The organism is Xanthomonas euroxanthea, from assembly GCF_900476395.1.
Taxonomy (GTDB): domain Bacteria; phylum Pseudomonadota; class Gammaproteobacteria; order Xanthomonadales; family Xanthomonadaceae; genus Xanthomonas; species Xanthomonas euroxanthea.
Map to the genome: position 1 here is coordinate 161,236 of NZ_UIHB01000002.1, position 19,394 is coordinate 180,629.

The 19,394-nt window shown below is 66.7% G+C and carries 16 protein-coding genes; 6 read left to right on the plus strand and 10 right to left on the minus strand.

From position 1 onward, the window contains the following. Nucleotides 1-10: 10 nt before the first annotated feature. From hrcA to CPBF1521_RS07815, 6 genes are all read left to right on the plus strand, one after another. On the plus strand, nt 11-1,063 hold the full coding sequence (hrcA, locus tag CPBF1521_RS07790) for a heat-inducible transcriptional repressor HrcA (protein ID WP_104583337.1): 1,053 nt from the start codon (nt 11-13) through the stop codon (nt 1,061-1,063). A 99-nt stretch (nt 1,064-1,162) separates the two neighbouring features. After that, nucleotides 1,163-1,681 carry a nucleotide exchange factor GrpE gene (grpE, locus tag CPBF1521_RS07795; protein ID WP_010366360.1) on the plus strand — a complete coding sequence of 173 codons (519 nt, stop codon included), beginning with the start codon at nt 1,163-1,165 and terminating at the stop codon, nt 1,679-1,681. Nucleotides 1,682-1,823: 142 nt separating this feature from the next. Beyond that, nucleotides 1,824-3,752, plus strand: a complete 1,929-nt coding sequence (dnaK, locus tag CPBF1521_RS07800) for a molecular chaperone DnaK (RefSeq protein WP_039511674.1) — start codon at nt 1,824-1,826, stop codon at nt 3,750-3,752. A 143-nt stretch (nt 3,753-3,895) separates the two neighbouring features. Continuing rightward, nucleotides 3,896-5,023 (plus strand): molecular chaperone DnaJ, encoded by a 1,128-nt coding sequence (dnaJ, locus tag CPBF1521_RS07805; protein ID WP_104583336.1) that lies wholly within the window; start codon nt 3,896-3,898, stop codon nt 5,021-5,023. A 354-nt stretch (nt 5,024-5,377) separates the two neighbouring features. Beyond that, nucleotides 5,378-6,286, plus strand: coding sequence for a pyridoxal kinase (gene pdxY / locus CPBF1521_RS07810; RefSeq protein ID WP_115676640.1), 909 nt, complete (start codon nt 5,378-5,380; stop codon nt 6,284-6,286). Continuing rightward, nucleotides 6,283-7,410, plus strand: coding sequence for a prephenate dehydrogenase (locus CPBF1521_RS07815; RefSeq protein ID WP_115676641.1), 1,128 nt, complete (start codon nt 6,283-6,285; stop codon nt 7,408-7,410). The genes pdxY and CPBF1521_RS07815 overlap by 4 nt, the downstream gene beginning before the upstream one ends. A 261-nt stretch (nt 7,411-7,671) precedes the next feature. On the opposite strand, the gene CPBF1521_RS07820 is transcribed toward CPBF1521_RS07815, so the two are convergent. From CPBF1521_RS07820 to sucB, 10 genes are all read right to left on the minus strand, one after another. After that, a complete protein-coding gene (locus tag CPBF1521_RS07820) occupies nt 7,672-7,884 on the minus strand; it encodes a hypothetical protein (protein WP_104583332.1) in 213 nt (70 codons plus the stop codon). 150 nt (nt 7,885-8,034) lie between these two features. After that, nucleotides 8,035-9,438, minus strand: coding sequence for a TolC family protein (locus CPBF1521_RS07825; RefSeq protein ID WP_104648390.1), 1,404 nt, complete (start codon nt 9,436-9,438; stop codon nt 8,035-8,037). Next, on the minus strand, nt 9,435-10,526 hold the full coding sequence (locus CPBF1521_RS07830; protein WP_104648391.1) for an efflux RND transporter periplasmic adaptor subunit: 1,092 nt from the start codon (nt 10,524-10,526) through the stop codon (nt 9,435-9,437). The genes CPBF1521_RS07825 and CPBF1521_RS07830 overlap by 4 nt, the downstream gene beginning before the upstream one ends. Next, entirely contained in the window at nt 10,510-12,198 is a 1,689-nt protein-coding gene (locus CPBF1521_RS07835; protein ID WP_104583329.1) for an ATP-binding cassette domain-containing protein, read from the minus strand. The genes CPBF1521_RS07830 and CPBF1521_RS07835 overlap by 17 nt, the downstream gene beginning before the upstream one ends. Before the next feature lie 88 nt (nt 12,199-12,286). Further along, a complete protein-coding gene (locus CPBF1521_RS07840; RefSeq protein ID WP_104583328.1) occupies nt 12,287-13,186 on the minus strand; it encodes a hydrogen peroxide-inducible genes activator in 900 nt (299 codons plus the stop codon). A 102-nt stretch (nt 13,187-13,288) separates the two neighbouring features. After that, nucleotides 13,289-15,058 carry an ABC transporter transmembrane domain-containing protein gene (locus tag CPBF1521_RS07845; RefSeq protein ID WP_104648392.1) on the minus strand — a complete coding sequence of 590 codons (1,770 nt, stop codon included), beginning with the start codon at nt 15,056-15,058 and terminating at the stop codon, nt 13,289-13,291. Further along, a complete protein-coding gene (locus CPBF1521_RS07850) occupies nt 15,055-15,657 on the minus strand; it encodes an IMPACT family protein (protein ID WP_181901155.1) in 603 nt (200 codons plus the stop codon). The genes CPBF1521_RS07845 and CPBF1521_RS07850 overlap by 4 nt, the downstream gene beginning before the upstream one ends. A 153-nt stretch (nt 15,658-15,810) precedes the next feature. Continuing rightward, on the minus strand, nt 15,811-16,404 hold the full coding sequence (locus tag CPBF1521_RS07855; protein ID WP_104582741.1) for an LOG family protein: 594 nt from the start codon (nt 16,402-16,404) through the stop codon (nt 15,811-15,813). A 153-nt stretch (nt 16,405-16,557) separates the two neighbouring features. Beyond that, nucleotides 16,558-17,994 carry a dihydrolipoyl dehydrogenase gene (gene lpdA / locus CPBF1521_RS07860; protein WP_115676642.1) on the minus strand — a complete coding sequence of 479 codons (1,437 nt, stop codon included), beginning with the start codon at nt 17,992-17,994 and terminating at the stop codon, nt 16,558-16,560. 145 nt (nt 17,995-18,139) lie between these two features. Next, complete coding sequence (sucB, locus tag CPBF1521_RS07865; RefSeq protein ID WP_115676643.1) at nt 18,140-19,360, minus strand: dihydrolipoyllysine-residue succinyltransferase; 1,221 nt, start codon at nt 19,358-19,360, stop codon at nt 18,140-18,142. Nucleotides 19,361-19,394: the final 34 nt, after the last annotated feature.

A 19,394-nucleotide genomic window follows, 5' to 3' on the forward strand; every position in this document is an offset into this window, starting at 1 on the left:
GGATGATCCCATGCGCGCGTCACAGTCCCCAACGCTCGACCCCCGCGCTCGCCAGCTGCTGCGGACGCTGATTGCCCGCTATATCCGCGACGGCGAGCCGGTGGGCTCCAAGACGCTGGCCCAGCACGCAGGGCTGGACGTCAGCCCGGCCACCATCCGCAACATCCTGGCCGACCTGGAGGATGTGGGGCTGCTCAGCTCTCCGCACACATCGGCCGGGCGGGTGCCCACCGCGCACGGGTACCGGGTGTTCGTCGACAGCCTGGTGCAGATGCAGCCGCCCGGCGAGGAAGAAGTGCGACGCCTGCGCGCGGAGCTTGCCAGCGGCAACGGCACCCAGTCGCTGCTGGGCAGTGCCTCGCAGATGCTGTCGGCGATGAGCCATTTCGTCGGCGTGGTCAGCGCGCCGCGGCGCGAGCAGTTCGCGTTCCGGCACATCGACTTCGTGGCGCTGGACGCGCGGCGGGTGCTGGCGATCCTGGTGTTTGCCGACAACGAGGTGCAGAACCGGGTGATCGAGCCGCGCCGGGCCTACGAGCCGGCCGAGCTGGAGCGGGTGGCCAATTACCTCAATGCGCAATTTGCCGGGCGCGCGCTGGCGGACATCCGCGCCAGCCTGTTGCGCGAGTTGCGCCTGGCCAAGAACGAGATGGAGCAGTTGCTGGCGCACAGCGTGGACCTGGCCAGCGAGGCGCTGGTACCGGCCGATGCCGACGACATGGTGATGGCCGGGCAGACCCGCCTGATGGGCGTGCAGGACCTGTCGGACCTGGACCGGCTGCGCGAGCTGTTCGAGGCCTTCGCCAGCAAGCGCGAGATCCTGCAGCTGCTCGAACGCACCATCCAGGCGCCGGGCGTGCGCATCTTCATCGGCGAGGAGACCGGCATGGTGTCGCTGGACGACGTCTCGCTGGTCACCGCGCCGTACGCCGCCAATGGCCAGGTGCTGGGCGTGCTGGGCGTGATCGGGCCCAAACGCATGGCCTACGACCGGGTGATTCCGCTGGTGCAGACCGCCGCCCAGGTGCTGGGCGCGGCGATGGAGCCGCCCGGCACGCGATAAGCGGCAACGATCGATACGATCATTTTGCTTGAAACGCGCGCGCGCGCCCACATACGGGGTGACGTTGGGGCGGGCGTTCCGCTTGCCCGGGAACTGCACATGAACCAAGACCACCCCGAATTCGACTCCGAAGACCTGTCCCAGAACCCACCCGAGACCGATCCGCTCAAGGCCGAGATCGAATCGCTGCGCAGCGAGATCGCGCTGGTCAAGGCCGATGCCCTGCGCGAGCGTGCCGATCTGGAGAACCAGCGCAAGCGCATCGCCCGCGATGTCGAGAACGCGCGCAAGTTCGCCAACGAAAAGCTGCTGGGCGAGCTGCTGCCGGTATTCGACAGCCTGGACGCCGGCCTGACCGCGGCCGGCACCGAGCCCAGCCCGCTGCGCGATGGCCTGGACATGACCTACAAGCAGCTGCTCAAGGTTGCGGCCGATAACGGCCTGACCCTGCTCGACCCGGTCGGCCAGCCGTTCAACCCGGACCAGCACCAGGCCATCAGCCAGGGCGAGGCCGAGGGCATCGCCCCGGGCCACGTGGTGCAGGTGTTCCAGAAAGGCTATCTGCTCAACGAGCGTCTGCTGCGCCCGGCCCTGGTGGTCGTGGCCAAGCACGACTGAACCGTGGCGCCCGGCTGAACTGCCGGGCGCATGTGCGAAACGCAGATTCGTGCAGGTGGCTTGAACACCTGCGCACCACCCCCACATCTCAGCCAGACCCGGCGTCGCCGGACACAGCTAAAGAATCATCAGGAGCGTATCCATGGGCAAGATCATTGGTATTGACCTCGGCACCACGAACTCGTGCGTGTCGATCATGGACGGCGGCAAGGCCCGCGTCATCGAAAATTCCGAGGGCGATCGCACCACGCCTTCGATCGTCGCCTACACCAAGGACGGCGAAGTCCTGGTCGGTGCCTCGGCCAAGCGCCAGGCAGTGACCAACCCCAAGAACACCTTCTACGCGGTGAAGCGCCTGATCGGCCGCAAGTTCACCGACGCCGAAGTGCAGAAGGACATCTCGCACGTTCCGTACGGCATCCTCGCCCACGACAACGGCGATGCCTGGGTGCAGACCAGCGATGGCAAGCGCATGGCGCCGCAGGAAATCTCCGCCCGCGTGCTGGAAAAGATGAAGAAGACCGCCGAGGACTTCCTGGGCGAGAAGGTCACCGAGGCCGTGATCACGGTGCCGGCCTACTTCAACGACAGCCAGCGTCAGGCCACCAAGGACGCCGGCCGCATCGCCGGTCTGGACGTCAAGCGCATCATCAACGAGCCGACCGCTGCAGCTCTGGCCTATGGCCTGGACAAGAACGGCGGCGACCGCAAGATCGCCGTGTACGACCTGGGCGGCGGCACCTTCGACGTGTCGATCATCGAAATCGCCGAAGTCGATGGCGAGAAGCAGTTCGAAGTGCTGGCCACCAATGGCGACACCTTCCTCGGCGGCGAAGACTTCGACAACCGCGTCATCGAGTACCTGGTCGACGAATTCAACAAGGATCAGGGCATCGATCTGCGCAAGGATCCGTTGGCGCTGCAGCGCCTGAAGGACGCCGCAGAGCGCGCCAAGATCGAGCTGTCGACCAGCCAGCAGACCGAAGTGAACCTGCCGTACGTCACCGCCGATGCCTCGGGCCCGAAGCACCTCAACATCAAGTTGACCCGTGCCAAGCTCGAAGCGCTGGTGGAGGACCTGGTCAAGAAGTCGATCGAGCCGTGCCGCACCGCGTTGAACGATGCCGGCCTGCGCGCCAGCGACATCAACGAAGTGATCCTGGTCGGCGGTCAGACCCGTATGCCGAAGGTGCAGCAGGCCGTTGCCGATTTCTTCGGCAAGGAACCGCGCAAGGACGTCAACCCGGACGAAGCCGTTGCCGTGGGCGCTGCGATCCAGGGCGGCGTGCTGGCCGGCGACGTCAAGGACGTGCTGCTGCTGGACGTGACCCCGCTGTCGCTGGGTATCGAAACCATGGGCGGCGTGTTCACCAAGATCATCGAAAAGAACACCACCATCCCGACCAAGGCTTCGCAGACCTTCTCCACCGCCGAGGACAACCAGTCGGCCGTGACCGTGCATGTATTGCAGGGTGAGCGCGAGCAGGCCCGCTTCAACAAGTCGCTGGCCAAGTTCGACCTGTCCGGCATCGAGCCGGCCCCGCGCGGCATGCCGCAGGTGGAAGTGTCCTTCGACATCGACGCCAACGGCATCCTGCACGTGTCGGCCAAGGACAAGAAGACCAACAAGGAGCAGAAGGTCGAGATCAAGGCCGGTTCGGGCCTGTCGGACGAAGAGATCCAGCGCATGGTTGCCGACGCGGAAGCCAACCGCGAGGAAGACAAGAAGTTCCAGGAGCTGGTGCAGGCCCGCAACCAGGCCGATGGCCTGATCCACGCCACCCGCACCGCGATCACCGAGCATGGCAGCAAGGTCGGTGGCGATGTGATCGGCAAGGTGGAAGCGGCGCTGTCGGATCTGGAAACCGCCATGAAGAGCGACGACAAGGCGCAGATCGAGGCCCGCAGCAAGACCCTGGAAGAAGCCGGCCAGTCGCTGTACGCCGCAGCTGCCGCGGCAGAGCAGGGCGGCAACGCCGATGCGGCCAGCGGCAACGCGCAGGCCTCCAAGGCCGCCGACGACGTGGTGGACGCCGAGTTCACCGAAGTCAAGGACGACAAGAAGGCGTGAGTGGGGAATAGGGAATCGAGAATGGGAGGAGCGGTGCTGCGGCATCGCTCCTTCCCGTTGTCTGATCCTTCCACTTTCGATTGCGATTTACTGAGGATGTACGCTTTGAACGATTCCCGTCTCCCGATTCCTGATTCCCTGTCATGAGCAAACGCGATTACTACGAAGTGCTGGGCGTTGCCCGTGGCGCCAGCGACGAGGAGCTGAAGAAGGCGTATCGGCGCTGTGCGATGAAGCACCACCCGGACCGCAATCCCGGCGACGCTGCTGCCGAAGCGATGTTCAAGGAGTGCAAGGAAGCCTATGAGGTGTTGTCGGACGGCAATAAGCGCCGCGCCTACGATGCGCACGGCCACGCTGCATTCGAGCACGGCATGGGCGGTGGTGGCGGGCCGGGTGGCCCGGACATGGGAGATATCTTTGGCGATATCTTCGGCAATATTTTCGGCGGTGGCGCCGCCGGTCCGCGCGCTGCGCGACGTGGTGCCGACGTCGGCTACGTGTTGGAACTGGATCTGGAAGAAGCCGTTGCCGGCATCGAACGCCGCATCGAGATCCCGACCCTGATCGAGTGCGAGCCCTGCCATGGCAGTGGTTCGGAAGACGGCAAGGTGGAAGTGTGCGGGACCTGCCACGGACGCGGCCAGGTCCGCATCCAGCGCGGCATCTTCGCCATGCAGCAGAGCTGCCCGCATTGCGACGGGCGCGGCACGCTGATCCAGAATCCGTGCAAGACCTGCCACGGCGCCGGTCGCGTGGAAGAAGACAAGGTGCTGTCGATCAAGGTGCCTGCCGGCGTGGATACCGGCGACCGCATCCGTCTGGCCGGCGAAGGCGAAGCCGGCCCGGCCGGCACGCCGCCGGGCGATCTGTATGTGGAAGTGCGCGTGCGCGAGCATGCGATCTTCCAACGCGACGGCGACGACCTGCATTGCGAAGTGCCGATCCGTATTTCGCAGGCGGCGCTGGGCGACACCGTGCGCGTGGCCACCCTGGGCGGGGAGGCGGAAATCCGCATTCCCGCTGAAACCCAGACCGGCAAGCTGTTCCGGTTGCGTGGAAAGGGCGTGCGCTCGGTGCGTAGCCGCAGCGAAGGCGATCTGTATTGCCGCGTGGTGGTCGAAACGCCGGTGAACCTGACCGCCGACCAGCGCGAGTTGCTGCAGCAGTTCGAAGCCACGTTCACCGGTGAGGATGCACGCAAGCATTCGCCCAAGTCGGCCACCTTCATCGATGGCGTCAAGGGCTTCTGGGATCGGATGACGTCCTGAGGCTGGGAATCGGGAATCGGGAATCGGGAATCGGGATCGGGGAATCGTAAGAGCGGTGTGGCCGGAGCGGTGCGCCATTTTGGCGATTCGGGATGTGCGGGAGCGGATGAATGCTCCCGAATGTCCGGAAAGTTGAATGACTAAGCGAGGTTCTCCAGACGAATGCCGGCCCCGGGGCCGGCATTCGCGTTCTTGCGGCAGGAGCCCGCGCAGATCGGAGGCGATATCGACTGCTGCCAGTGCACGGACCGGCCTGGCGAGAACTGGCTTGGCGGCGGTAGGCGTTGCGGCGAGCGGACGACGGTTGCGTCGATCGACGGTGGGCGCGCCGTGGCGCTGGCGTAAAATGCTGCGATGAACAATGCCCCCGACAGTCATCTGGTCCACGGCCGCCGCCAGCGTCCGGATGGTCCTTCGCCGATCGATGTGATCTCGGTCCAGTCGCAACTGGTCTACGGCCATGCCGGCAACAGCGCGGCGGTGCCACCGCTGCGTGCGCTGGGCCTGCGGGTGGCGGAAGTGCCGACCACGCTGCTGAGCAATGCGCCGTTCTACGCCACCTTGCGCGGCCGCATCCTGCCGGCCGACTGGTTGGCCGACCTGCTGCTGGGGGCGAGCGAGCGCAGCCTGCCGCAGCGTGCCCGCATGCTGGTTTCCGGCTATTTCGGCAGCCTGGCCAATGGCGAGGCGTTTGCCGACTGGCTGGAGCAGACCCTGCCGCAGGCCCCGCAACTGCGTTATTGCCTGGATCCGGTGATCGGCGACACGCACACCGGCCCGTATGTCGAACCCGGACTGGAGCGCGTGTTCGCCGAGCGGCTGTTGCCGCATGCCTGGCTGGTGACGCCGAATGCGTTCGAGCTTGGGCGACTGACCGGTTTGCCGAGTCTGGAGCAGGACGATGCCGTCGTTGCCGCGCGCGCATTGCTGGCGCGCGGCCCGCAATGGGTGCTTGCGCACAGCGTGGCCGGTGCGGCCGGTGAGCTGGTGACCCTGGCGGTCAGCAACACGGCGGTGTATCGCTGGGCCACGCCGCATCTGCCGGTGGATGTGGCCGGCACCGGCGATGTGCTGATGGCCTTGCTGATCGGGTTCCTGCTGCGCGATATGCCGTTCGAGCAGGCGGTGGGGCATGCGCTCAGCGGCGTGCATGGTGCACTGGAAGCCACATTGGATGCAGGCGTCGAGGAGTTCGATGTGCTGGCCGCCGCACCAGCCGCACTTGCGGCTGCCCCGCGTTTTGCGCTCGAGCGACTGGCATGATGGCGCAGCCGGTGGTCGGCATCGTCGGCATCGCCGGTGCCTACGGACGCTGGCTGGCGCAGTTTTTGCGCACGCGCCTGGGGCTGGAGGTGATCGGCTTCGATCCGGCCGGTGACGGCGACATGGACGAGGCCACCTTGGCGCAGCGTGCAGACGTGCTGATCTTTTCTGCGCCGATTCGCCACACCGCCGCATTGATCGCGCGTTATGTGGACCTTGCCGGCCCGCGTGCCGCGTCGCAGTTGTGGATGGATGTCACCTCGATCAAGCAGGCGCCGGTTGCCGCGATGCTGGCATCGCCGGCCGAGGTCGTCGGCCTGCATCCGATGACCGCACCGCCCAAATCGCCCACCTTGAAAGGGCGGGTGATGGTGGTCTGCCAGGCACGGTTGCAGCAGTGGTCGGCATGGGTGCAGATGCTGTGCACCGCGCTGCAGGCCGAGTGCGTGTACGCCACGCCCGAGCACCACGACCGCGTGATGGCGCTGGTGCAGGCGATGGTGCACGCCACCCATCTGGCGCAGGCCGGCACCTTGCGCGACTACGCGCCGCTGCTGGGCGAACTGCGCGCGCTGATGCCGTATCGCTCGGCCTCGTTCGAGCTGGATAGCGCGGTGATCGCGCGCATCCTCTCGCTCAATCCGGCGATCTATGAAGACATCCAGTTCGGCAACCCGTACGTGGGCGAGATGCTCGACCGGCTGTTGCTGCAGCTGCGCGAATTGCGCGCGCTGGTCGCGCAAGGCGACGATGCGGCGCGCGCGCGGTTTCGCGCCCGGTTTCTGGACGACAACGCGCAGGCGCTACGCGGCGAGTCGCTGGCTGCGGGCAACTACACCTATGAGCGCGTGGGCTACCTGCTGGCCGACCTCACCGAGCCGTTGACCGTGAGCGTCTACCTGCCGGAAGACCAGCCCGGTTCGTTGCGCGCGCTGTTGCATGTGTTCGAGCAGCATGGGGTGAATCTGTCGTCGATCCACTCGTCGCGCACGCCGGTGGGCGAGCTGCATTTCCGCATCGGGTTCGAGCCGGACAGCGATCGCGCGGCGCTGGCGCAGGCAGCCAGCGACATCGACCGCAGCGGCATCGGGCGGGTGCTGGAGCGTTCCGATCGCACCGGGTAGCCACGATCCACCGCCGGCCTGAGCCTGAGCGATGCCGATATCGCGGCGTGCGGCCTGCGGCGATCCCATGTTGGCTGACTGAACCGCATGCGATGAACCCAGGGCGATACCGATGTGGCCGGGCACGACGCCGAGTGCTTGCCACAGCGTTTCATCCACACAGGGTGTGGATGAAACCTGCACAAGCATGTGGATAACCGCGTGCAGCCCTTGCACTGCAAGGGTTGCCGACCGGGTGGTCAAAAAATGACCAGCGTCATCTCAGGACGTGGACAGCCGTAACTCGCCACCATCGGTGATGAAGCGCTGGCCCTGCCGCTGCAGGCGGCGGCCATCGGGGAGTTCGTAGCGTGGCGCAGCGCGCGACTGCATCTGGGCTTGCTGCCCGTTGCGGGATTCGGGCTCGTCGCGGAATTCGATGATGACGTAGGACTCGCCATCTGCACCGATTGCGGGAAATTGCCGGAACGACATACGCACCTCCGAAAGAATCAGGGACGTCGTGCGAGCTGCCAGGGATCGCACCACCGGCGCCGGGCCGGCCGAAGCGAGCATGCGCAGGCAGGTGTTACCCGGGCGTCATTGCGCGATGCGGCAAGTTTGGCGAGCCAACCGGCAGCGCGTTCACCGGCTCAGCTGCAACGCATCCCGATCGGCCGTCGCCGCCGCCAGCTCCGCACGCGCCGAGGCAATGCGCGCCTGCGCATCGATCAGGCGCACACGGGCATCGTTGGCGGTTTCCTCGCGCTGGTTGACCAGGAAGAAATCGCCCGACCCCAGCTCGAAGCGGCGGCGCTCGGCGGCTGCCAGACGGTCGGCCAGGGCGCGTTCTTCGTCGGCGATCTTGGCCAGCCGTTCGGCGGCGGTGAGCGAGATGACGATCGACTCGACTTCCACCGTGATCTGGTCGCGCAGGTAACGGCTGCGCTGATCCAGCGCCTCGATCTCGGCGCGTGCTTCGGCGACCCGGCCCTTGGCGGCGCGGTTTTCCAGCGGCACGCTGAAGCGGAAGCCGATGATGGCATCGGTCGGCGAGCGGTTCGGGCCGCCGACACCGGGCGCCCCGAGGTCCTTGCTGACCTCGAAACTCACATCCAGGCGTGGCTTGAGGTCGTTCTGCGCCAGCATCAGCCGCGCGGTGGCCTGATCGATGCGGGTCAGCACCGCGCGGTAATCGGGGCGCTCCACCGGTGCGGTGATCTTGCTGGCGCCGGCCAGACCTTCCAGCGCCGACGTATCGGCCGGCAGGCGTTCGGTGGACACGATCAACGGCATTCCCGCTTCATCGCGCAGGTACAGCGACAAGGCATTGGCAGCGTTGGCGAAGTCCTGCTCCGAGCGCACCACCAATGCGCGTCGGCGGACCAGGTTCTGGTCGTTTTCGGTCAGCAGGATGGTGGGCCGCGCACCCAGTGTCACCTGCCGGGAAATCGCATTGCGGCGCTGCTCGGCCAGCTGCAGCAGGTCGTTGTACGCGCGCAGCTTCAGGCCGGCCGCGACCCAGCTCTGGTAGGCGTCCACTGCGCGGCGTTGCACACCGATGGCGACCATTTCCGCTTCGTATTGCGCGACATCGATATCGGCACCGGCAACGCTGCGGCGAGTGCGGCGCTCGTCGACCACCCGGTCGCGCAGCAGCGCATACAGCGCGCCGACCTTCACTTCGCCGCCGCGGTCGGTGTAGGACTTGTCTTCGTAGACCGGGAAGGACCCACGCGAGGAGCGGTAACCACCGTAGTAATAGCCGCCGTTGTCGTCGAACGGGCGCTTGACGGTGCTTTCGATCGCGCTGCCGTCGTAGTAGCCGGCCTCGCGCGAGCGGCCGTCGATATCGAACACGGTGTCGAACGCGCCATCGGCCGAGATGCCCTTGCCTTCGGCCTGGCGGACCTTGGCCAGCGATTCGATGATCTGCGGAGAAGCGCGGGCAGAGGAGCGCAGCACTTCATCCAGCGTCAGCGCGGTGGTCTGGGCGGCAACCACGCCCGGTACGAGCGCGACCAGCAGGACGACAAGACGGCGGATCATTTCTTGCCGGTCTCGTCGTCTTCGGACTTGCCGGCCGACGCCGGCTTGGCCTTGCCCTCATCCTGCGTCGTCGTCGCCGACGGGCGGCGGCCGAACTCCAGCGGGAAATTATTGAGCTGGCGCCACAGTTCGTAGCCCACCTTCACCGTTTCGCCCTGTACCCAGCCGCGCACCTTGCCGCCCTGGCGGGCGAATTCCTGCGCCGGCCAGGCCGGCTTGCCCGGCTGCGGTTCGACCAGGATGCGGAACAATCCGTCGGGTGCGGCATTGGGGTCGATGGCGCGGACGCGACCATCGAACATGCCGTGCGCCACCGACGGCCAGCCGCTGAACTGGATCGCCGGCCAGCCTTCGAACTCCAGCCGCACCGGGCGACCGGGGCGGATCAGCGGCACGTCGCGGCCGTCGATGTACAGCTCGACCGCGCGTTCCACCCGCTCCGGCGCGATCACCGCCAGCACCGTGCCGGGCGAGACCATCGCGCTGCCGCTGGCGGCGTTGAGCTGCTGCACGCGGCCATCGCGCGGTGCGCGCACCAACTGCGCCGACTGACGGTTCAACTGGATGTCGATGCGGGTCAGCTTGGCACGCGATTCGGCCAGCTTGGCATCGGCTTCGGCCACCTTGATCTGGGTCAGTTCGTAGTCGCGGCGGCCGGCCAGGCCTTCGGCGAGCAGCTGGCGGCTGCGTTCCACATCGATACTGGCGACCGCGCGCGATTGCTGGATGGCGCTGATTTCCGCCGCCACCTGCGCACGCTCGCTGGCAAGACGGGCCAGCAGGTCCGGGTCGAGGTCGCCGACGCGGGCGATCGGGTCGCCCTTGGCGACGTGCTGACCATCGTGTACATACCAGCGCTCCACCCGGCCCGGCACGAAGGCGGTGACCTGTTGCTGGCGGTCACCCGGGTCCAGCGCCACCACCTGGCCCTTGCCGCTGGCGGTCTGCACCCAGGGCGCGAACGCCAGGATGGAACCGGCGATGGCCACGCCGATCAGCAGCATCCACGCCAACACCTTGGCGATGCTGGGCGGGCGCATGGATGCCAGGGTGGGGAAGTGCGCGATCCGGTCAGAGGCGTGCTGCATCGTCGGCCTCCTGCGTGGATGCGATCAGGTCGGCGCGCGTGGCGTAGCGCTGCTGGCGCTCCGGTTCCAGGCGGAACCAGCCATCCAGGGTGATGTCCTCCGGCCGGCCGGTGCACAGCAGGACCGTGGTGCCGGCCTGCTTCAGCTGCCGCAGCACCCGGGTCAGGCGTTCGGCCGGCAGCAGGTCGTACAGCTGTGACAGCATCAGCACGCGCGGACGCACCAGCAATGCGTTGGCCAGTTTCAGCGCCATCACTTCGCCGATCCACAGCGGGTAGCCGGAGGCGGCAAGCCGGGTGTCCAGGCCTTGCGGCAGCGCGGCGATGCGCGCGCGCAGCCCCACCGTATCGATGGCTTCGAGCATCGTCTCGGAGGTCACCTCGGCCGAGGCCATCGACAGGTATTCGCGGATGGTGACCTCGACGATGGTTGGCCGATCGAGCACGGTCACTTCAGAGCGCAGCAGGTACATGTCGAAGGTGGCCATGTCGGCGCCGCCGACCATCACCAGCCCGCGGTCCGGGACGACGTGGCGCTTGAGCACCATTGCCAGCAGACGTTCGGCGCCACCGTCGGCCAGCGTCACCAGTTGTTCGCCGGCCTCCAGCGCGAAATCGAAGCGCGCCCCCTCGATCACCACCCCGTCCAGGCGCACGGCACTGTTGCCGGGGATCTTGCCCGCGGCAGCCACCGGGCGCTCCTGCGGAATGGCATACAGCACCGACAATTCCTCGGCGCTGGCCACCAGGTCGTAGAACACGTCCAGGTAGGTGCCCAACTGCGCGATGCCGTAGAACACCGCGCTGAGGATCAGCTCGGCGGCCACCAGCTGGCCGATCGACAGTTCGCCACGCAGGATCAGGCTGCCGCCCAGTGCCAGCAGCGCCGCGCTGGCGACCGCGTAGGTGAGCAGGAACGCCACCGTCTGGGTGAAGGTGTAGCGGAAATGGCGCCGATGCCGGGCGACGTAGGTGGCGGTCACCGCTTCGGAGCGCTCCATCGCGAAGTTGAGATGGCGGCTGGATTTGTAGAAGCCGTTGGAGCCACCCACGCTTTCCAGCCAGTGCGCCGCGTTGTGCTTGGCGTGGCTCAGTTCCACCGCCGAGCGGATCGAGCCGCGCGACCAGATCATCCAGATCGCGAAGATGATCAGCAGCAGCAGCGCGTTGAAGCCGAGGAAGAACGGGTGATAGAAGCTGGTGACGATCAGGCCCACCGCCGATTGCAGCACGATGGTGAAGGCACCGACGGCCAGGCTGGGCACCGCTTTTTGCACGACCACCAGATCGAAGTAGCGGTTGAACACGTCGCCACGGTTCTGGTCGGCGAAGAACGGGTTTTGCGCATGCACCGCGCGCACGGTGATTTCCGCCACCACCCGCGCAAACAGGCGGCGCTCGAACAGCGCCATCATCCACACCCGCATCGCGCTGAGCGCCGCCACCAGCAACAGCAGGCCCAGCAACAGGCTGGACAGGGTCCACAGCGGAGTGGGCAGCGCGGTGTTGGCGACGCTGTTGATCAGCAACTGCACCGAGATCGGCGTGGCCAGCGACAGCAGGCTGATCGCGACCCCGTACACCATGGCCAGGCGCACATAGGGCATGTCCGGCCCGACGATCTCCGCCAGCCAGGCTCCCGCTTCCCGCCATCCGATCTGCTTGCCCGCCATTCGATTTCCGTTGATGAGTTCAATGAAGCATTGACGAGTTGCAGTTGGCGAACAAGGCAGCAGCGCTTATTCGACGCATAGGATTTTCCTATGCGGCCACCGCACGCAGAAGATCGGCAATCAGCCCGAAGGCCGGCGCGCGTCCCGCGCCTTGCCGCCACAGCAGACCGATCTCCCTATAGTAGCGTCCGCCTTTGATCGGCCGTACGACAACATCGTCGCCCTCGCGGATTTCCTGGCGCACATACAGGTCTGGCAGTAATGCAAGACCCATGCCCATCCCGGCCATCTGGCGGATCGCATCCAGGCTGGTGCCTTCGTAATCGCGCAGGACATTGGCGCCGACGTCCATGGCGATCGCCGCGACCTGTTCGGCCAGGCGGTATTCGGGCATCAGGGTGAGCAGGTTGGCGCCGCGCAGATCGGCCGGCGTGATGCAGGCCTTGGCACGCAGGGGGTGATCGGCGGCCATGGTCACGTGCAGCGGTTCGCGGAACAGCCGCTCGCTGTGCAGGCCGCGCCCGGCCACCGGCAGTTGCGCCAGGATCAGGTCGTGCACGCCGCTGGCCAGGCCGCTGGCGAGCACGGTCGGCAGGCCTTCGCGCACGTGCACGCGCAGTGCCGGGTGTTCGCGATGCAGGCGCGCGACCAGGCTCGGCATCAGGTAGGCGCCCAGCGTGGGCGACACGCCCAGCCGGATGGTGCCGATCAAGGTGTCGGCCGAGGTGGCGCGGACGTCTTCCAGATCGGCCACGTCCAGCAGGATGCTGCGCGCGCGATCGAGCAGGTCGCGCCCCAGCGGCGTCAGGATGGCCGGCACGCCACGCTCGAACAGCGCGGCGCCGACGATGGTTTCCAGCGCACGGATCTGCTGCGACAACGACGGTTGCGACACACCCATCTGCTCGGCGGCGCGGGTGAAGCTGCCGGTGTCGGCGAGCGCGACGAAATAACTGAGCTGGCGAATGGTGGTTCTGGGGCGGGGCATGCGGGATGTCGTCAGGGGTGGGGCGCGTGGGGGCGCAGGGGCGGCCCGGGCCGCTGCCGCGGACACCCCGGCATGACAGCACATGCCGGTGTCACCCAGGCGTCACTGATCGATGAACTGCAGCCGCGCCAGTTCGGCGTACAGGCCGCCTTCGGCGATCAATTGCGCATGCGTGCCCTGCGCGACGATGCGGCCGGCCTCCATCACCACGATGCGGTCGGCCTTGAGCACGGTGGCCAGGCGATGGGCGATGACCAGCGTGGTGCGGCCTTCCATCAAGCGGTCCAGCGCCTGCTGCACCGCGCGTTCGCTCTGCGCATCCAGCGCGCTGGTGGCCTCGTCCAGCAGCAGGATCGGCGCGTCCTTGAGCAGGGCGCGCGCGATCGCCACACGCTGTTGCTGGCCGCCCGACAGGCGCGTGCCGCGTTCGCCGAGTTCGCTGGCGTAGCCCTGCGGCAGGGCGCGGATGAACCCATCGGCCTCGGCGGCCGCCGCGGCGGCTTGCACCTCCGCGTCGCTGGCGTCCAGACGCCCGTAGCGGATGTTGTCGGCGGCGCTGGCGGCAAACAACGTGGGTTGCTGCGGCACCAATGCAATCCGTTCGCGCAGCAGCACCGGGTCGGTCTGGCGCAGGTCCACCTCGTCGATGCGCAGTCTGCCGCTGACCGGGTCGTGGAAGCGCAGCAACATCGCCAGCACCGTGCTCTTGCCGGCACCGGAGGGCCCGACCAGCGCCACGGTTTCGCCCGGATGGACATGCAGGTCGAAGCCGTCCAGCGCCGGCGCATCGGGGCGCTGCGGATAATGAAATACCACCTGGTCGAAATGGATCGCACCACGCAGCGGCTGCGGCAAGGGCTGCGGCGTGGCCGGCGCGACGATCGCCGGCTGCTCGTCGAGCAATTCGCCGACCCGGCCCATACCGCCGGCCGCGCGCTGCAACTCGTTCCAGACCTCGGCCAGCGCACCCACCGAGCCGCCGCCGATCAGTGCGTACAGCACGAACTGTCCCAGCGTGCCGGGCGTCATGCGTCCGGCGATCACATCGTGCGCGCCCAGCCACAGCACACCGACGATGGCGCCGAAGATCAGCATGATCGCCACCGCAGTGACCATGGCCTGGGTGCGGATGCGCAGCCGCGCGGTATCGATCGCGGCGAACAGGGCCTGGCTGAAACGCTGGCTCTCGTAGCGCTCGCGCGCATGCGCCTGCACGGTGCGCACCGCGCCCAGCGTTTCGGCCGCCAGCGTGTTGGCATCGGCCACGCGGTCCTGGCTGGCGCGCGAGATCTTCTGCAGGCGGCGTGCGCCCAGCACGATCGGCAGCACCGCCAGCGGAATGCCGATCAGGGTGAAGCCGGCCAGCCGCGGGCTGGTGACGAATAGCATCACCATGCTGCCGATCACCGTGACCGAGCTGCGCAGCGCCACCGACATGGTGGTGCCGATCACCCCGCGCAGCAGCTCGCTGTCGGCCGACAGCCGCGACACCAGCTCGCCACTGCGGCTGCGATCATGAAAGCCGGCGTCCAGCCCGATCAGATGCGCATACAGGCGGCCGCGCAGATCGGCGACCACCTTTTCGCCCAGCAGCGCGACGAAATAGAAGCGCGCGGCCGTTGCCACCGCCAGCACCACCGCCACGGCGAACAGCAGCGCGAAGGCGTGGTTGATCTGCGAGCCGCCGGAAAACCCATGGTCGATCATCTGCTTGACTGCCGCCGGCAAGCTCAATGTGGCGGCCGAGGAAATGGCCAACGCGATCAGCCAGGCGGCGAACAGGCCACGCTGGCGCTGCACGAACGGCCACAGGGTGCGCAGGCTGCCAAGCTTCCGCAATGGGTTGGGCCTGGCGGCGGCTGGCTGGTTCATGCGGCTTCCGGTGATGAGAGATGGACACGGTTGCGAGTGGCGTCGCACAGGCGTGTTTTCAAGCTGGCCAGTTGATCGGCAGGCAGTTGCACGCGCAGCGCGGCGCCCTGCGCGTCGAAACGTTCATCCAGCTTGTCGGCGCGGAAGGCGCTCAAGGCAGCATGCACCACGCCCAGGTCGTCGAACTGACACTGCAGATCAAGCAGCGACAACGCAATCAACGGCTGTCGCGTCGCCAACCGCAGGCATTCGGCTGCGGTGCCGCCGTAGGCACGCACCAGACCGCCCGCACCGAGCTTGATGCCGCCATACCAACGGGTGACCACCACGACCACGCGGTCGTAGCCCTGGCCATCGATGGCCGCGAGGATTGGCCGCCCGGCGGTGCCGCTGGGCTCGCCATCGTCGCTGGACCGGTAGTCCTGCCCGTAGCGATAGGCCCAGCAATTGTGGGTGGCATCGGCGACGGACACGCGCTGCACGATCTCCAGCGCCTGCGCGGGAGAGTCCAGTGCCGCAGCATTGGCCACAAAGCGACTGTGCTTGATGTCCAGGCTGTGGTGCGCGTCAGCGGCGAGGGTATCGAGCATCGTCGCCATTCTATGCGAGCCGGTCGTGCCGGACGCTGCGGCCGTCGTGACTGCCGTTGCAAGCCGGCAGATCGAGGGTGTTCGATGATGCATTGAGACGGGCTGGGCGCGCGATGGGCGCGCGCAGTCCCCGGGGGTGCGGTGAGCGCAGGCGCTGCCGTTTTATACCAGGGTGGAGCGGCGCTTCTCGTCGATCCACTTGGAGGCCTGCGCCGGCGTGTAGTGCTGCATCCACTCCAGCATCTGCTCGATGTCGGCGCCGTACCACAGGTCGGTGCGCTGGTCCGGATGCAGGAAGCGCTCTTCCACCATGCGGTCGATCATGCCGATCAGCGGCGCGTAAAAGCCTTCGATATCCAGAAACGCACAGGGCTTGTTGCCGATGCCCAGCTGCCGCCAGGTCAGCATCTCGAAGATCTCTTCCATGGTGCCGAAGCCGCCGGGCAGGGCGACGAACGCATCGGACAGCTCGAACATGCGCATCTTGCGCGCATGCATGGAGCCGACGATTTCCAGCGTGGTCAGCCCACGGTGCGCCACTTCCCAATCGGCCAGCTGCTGCGGAATCACGCCGGTCACCTCGCCACCGGCTGCCAGCACCGCATTGGCCACGGTGCCCATCAGGCCGACGTTGCCCCCGCCATACACCAACCGCAGTCCCTGCTCGGCGATGCGCTGCCCCAACGCAGTGGCACGCTCGGCGTAGGCGGGTTTGTTGCCGGCATTGGAGCCGCAGTAGACGCAGATGCTTTTCATGGGAACGGGAATCGGGAGTTGGGAATAGGGAATGGGTCGAAGCACAGCGGAAGCCAGAACGCATGACGCCGGACCTAAGTCCGGCGTCAGCATGAGGAGTGAGGTAATGGGAATGCTTCTACGATTCCCGATTCCCCACTCCCGATTCCCGGCTTAGTTAGCCTTATGGATCGCGCGCTTGCTCACTGCCATCGCGGCATCGTGAACCGCCTCGGACAGCGTCGGGTGCGCGTGGCAGATGCGTGCCAGGTCGTCGGCCGAGCCGTTGAATTCCATCGTCAGCACGCCTTCGTGCACCAGCTCGGAGACACCCACGCCGACCAGGTGCATGCCCAGCACACGGTCGGTCTCGGCGTCGGCGATGACCTTGACGAAGCCGGCCGGCTCGCCCATGGCCACCGCACGGCCGATCGCCGCGAACGGGAAGCTGCCGGCTTTGTAGGCGACGCCTTCGGCCTTGAGCTGCTGCTCGGTCTTGCCGACCCAGGCAATCTCCGGCTCGGTGTAGATGACCCACGGGATGGTGTTGAAGTTGACGTGGCCGGGCAGGCCGGCGATCAGCTCGGCCACCGCGATGCCTTCCTCGAAGCCCTTGTGCGCCAGCATCGGGCCGCGCACGCAGTCGCCGATCGCCCACACGCCATCGACGCCGGTGTGGCAATGTCCGTCCACTTCGATCTGGCCACGCTCGTTGAGCTTGACGCCGGTGCCCTCGGCCAGCAGGTTCTTGGTCGCGGCCTTGCGGCCCACGGCCACCAGCAACTTGTCCACGGTCAGGGTCTGCTCGCCGGCAGCGTCGGTGTAGCTGACCACCACCTGCTTGGCATCGCCGCTGCCGGTGATCTCGGTCTTGCTGACCTTGGCACCGAGCTTGATGTCCAGGCCCTGCTTCTTGAATTCCTTCAGCGCGGTCTTGGCCACTTCGGCATCGGCCAGCGCCAGGAAGTCAGGCAGTGCCTCGAGGATGGTGACCTCGGCGCCCAGGCGCTTCCACACGCTGCCCAGCTCCAGGCCGATCACGCCGGCGCCGATCACTGCCAGACGCTTGGGAACGGCGGTGAAATCCAGGCCGCCGACGTTGTCGACGATGGTGTCGCCTTCGAACTTGGCGAACGGCAACTCGATCGATTCTGAGCCCGGAGCCAGGATCACGTTGGTGCCCTTGAGCTCGATCTCGCCGCCTTCGTGCTGGGCGACCTTGACGATGTTGCCCGGCAGCAGCTGGCCGAAGCCGTAATACGGGGTGATCTTGTTCGCCTTGAACAGCATCGCGATGCCGCCGGTGAACTGCTTCACGATCTTGTCCTTGCGGCTGATCATGGTGGGCACGTCCATCTTGGCGTCGTTGAAGCTGATGCCGTGGTCGCCGAACAGGTGGCCCATGTTCCAGAACTGGCGCGAGGAATCCAGCAGCGCCTTGGACGGAATGCAGCCCACGCGCAGGCAGGTGCCGCCCAGTGCAGGCTTGCCATCCTTGCCGATGGCCGCGTCGATGCAGGCCACCTTCATGCCCAGCTGGGCCGCGCGAATCGCAGCGTGATAACCGGCCGGACCGGCACCGATGACGACGACGTCGAATTGTTCGCTCATTTCATTTGCTCACGGGAATGGGGAGTAGGGAATGGGGAATCGCAACAGCGCATGCGCCGCTCGCGTCCCATCCGAGTCAAGGCGGGAATGGAGCGGTCGATGGGTGCTTGCCCATTCCCCAATCTCCATTCCCGATTCCCGGCTCTTACAGACCGAACAACATCCGGCCCGGGTTTTCCAGCTGATTCTTGATGTCGACCAGGAACTGCACCGAATCCTTGCCGTCGATGATGCGGTGGTCGTAGGACAGCGCCAGGTACATCATCGGTGCGATCACGACCTGGCCGTTCTCGGCGATCGGACGTTCCTTGATCGCGTGCATGCCCAGGATGGCGCTCTGCGGCGGGTTGATGATCGGGGTGGACAGCAGCGAGCCGAAGGTGCCGCCGTTGGTGATGGTGAACGTGCCGCCCTGCAGGTCGTCCAGGCCCAGCTTGCCGGCGCGCGCCTTGGCGGCGTAGTCGGCGATGCCCTGCTCGACGTCGGCGAACGACTGGCGCTCGACGTTACGCAGCACCGGCGTGACCAGGCCCTTGTCGGTGGAGACGGCGATCGAGATGTCGCTGTAGCCGTGATAGATGATGTCGTCGCCGTCGATCGAGGCGTTGACCAGCGGGAAGCGCTGCAGCGCGTTGGCGGCGGCCTTGACGAAGAAGCTCATGAAGCCGAGCTTGATGCCGTGCGCCTTCTGGAACTCGTCCTGCAGTTCCTTGCGTGCGGCCGACACCTTGGCCAGGTTCACTTCGTTGAAGGTGGTCAGCATCGCGGTGGAGTTCTTGGACTCCATCAGGCGCTTGGCGATGGTCTTGCGCACGCGGGTCATCGGCACGCGCTCTTCCGGACGGGCGCCGGACGCCTTGCCCACGCCGCCGGCCTTGGCGAAGTTGACGATGTCTTCCTTGGTCACCGCGCCACGACGGCCGGTGCCTTCGACCTGGGCCGGATCCACGCCCTGGGTGATCGCGGAAAAACGCGCACCCGGGGGCAGCGCATCGGCGGCCGACTTGGAGGCAGCAGCCGGCGCAGCGGCGGCAGCCGGGGCCGGCGCGGCGGCCGGTGCAGCAGCGGCAGGTGCCGGTGCCGGTGCATCGGCCTTCTTCTCCTCGGCCGGTGCGGCCGCAGCCACGGCGCCTTCCTCGATGATCGCCAGGATCTGGTTGCTGGTGACGGTGCTGCCGGCTTCGAACTTGATTTCCTTCAGCACGCCGTCGACCGGCGAAGGAACTTCCAACACGACCTTGTCGGTTTCCAGGTCGACCAGATTCTCGTCGCGCTTGACCGCTTCACCGGCCTTCTTGTGCCAGCTGGCGATGGTGGCGTCGGAAACGGATTCGGGCAGTACCGGAACTTTGACTTCGGTGGCCATTCGGGGAGCGTCCTAGGGTTTTCGTTCTTTGGGG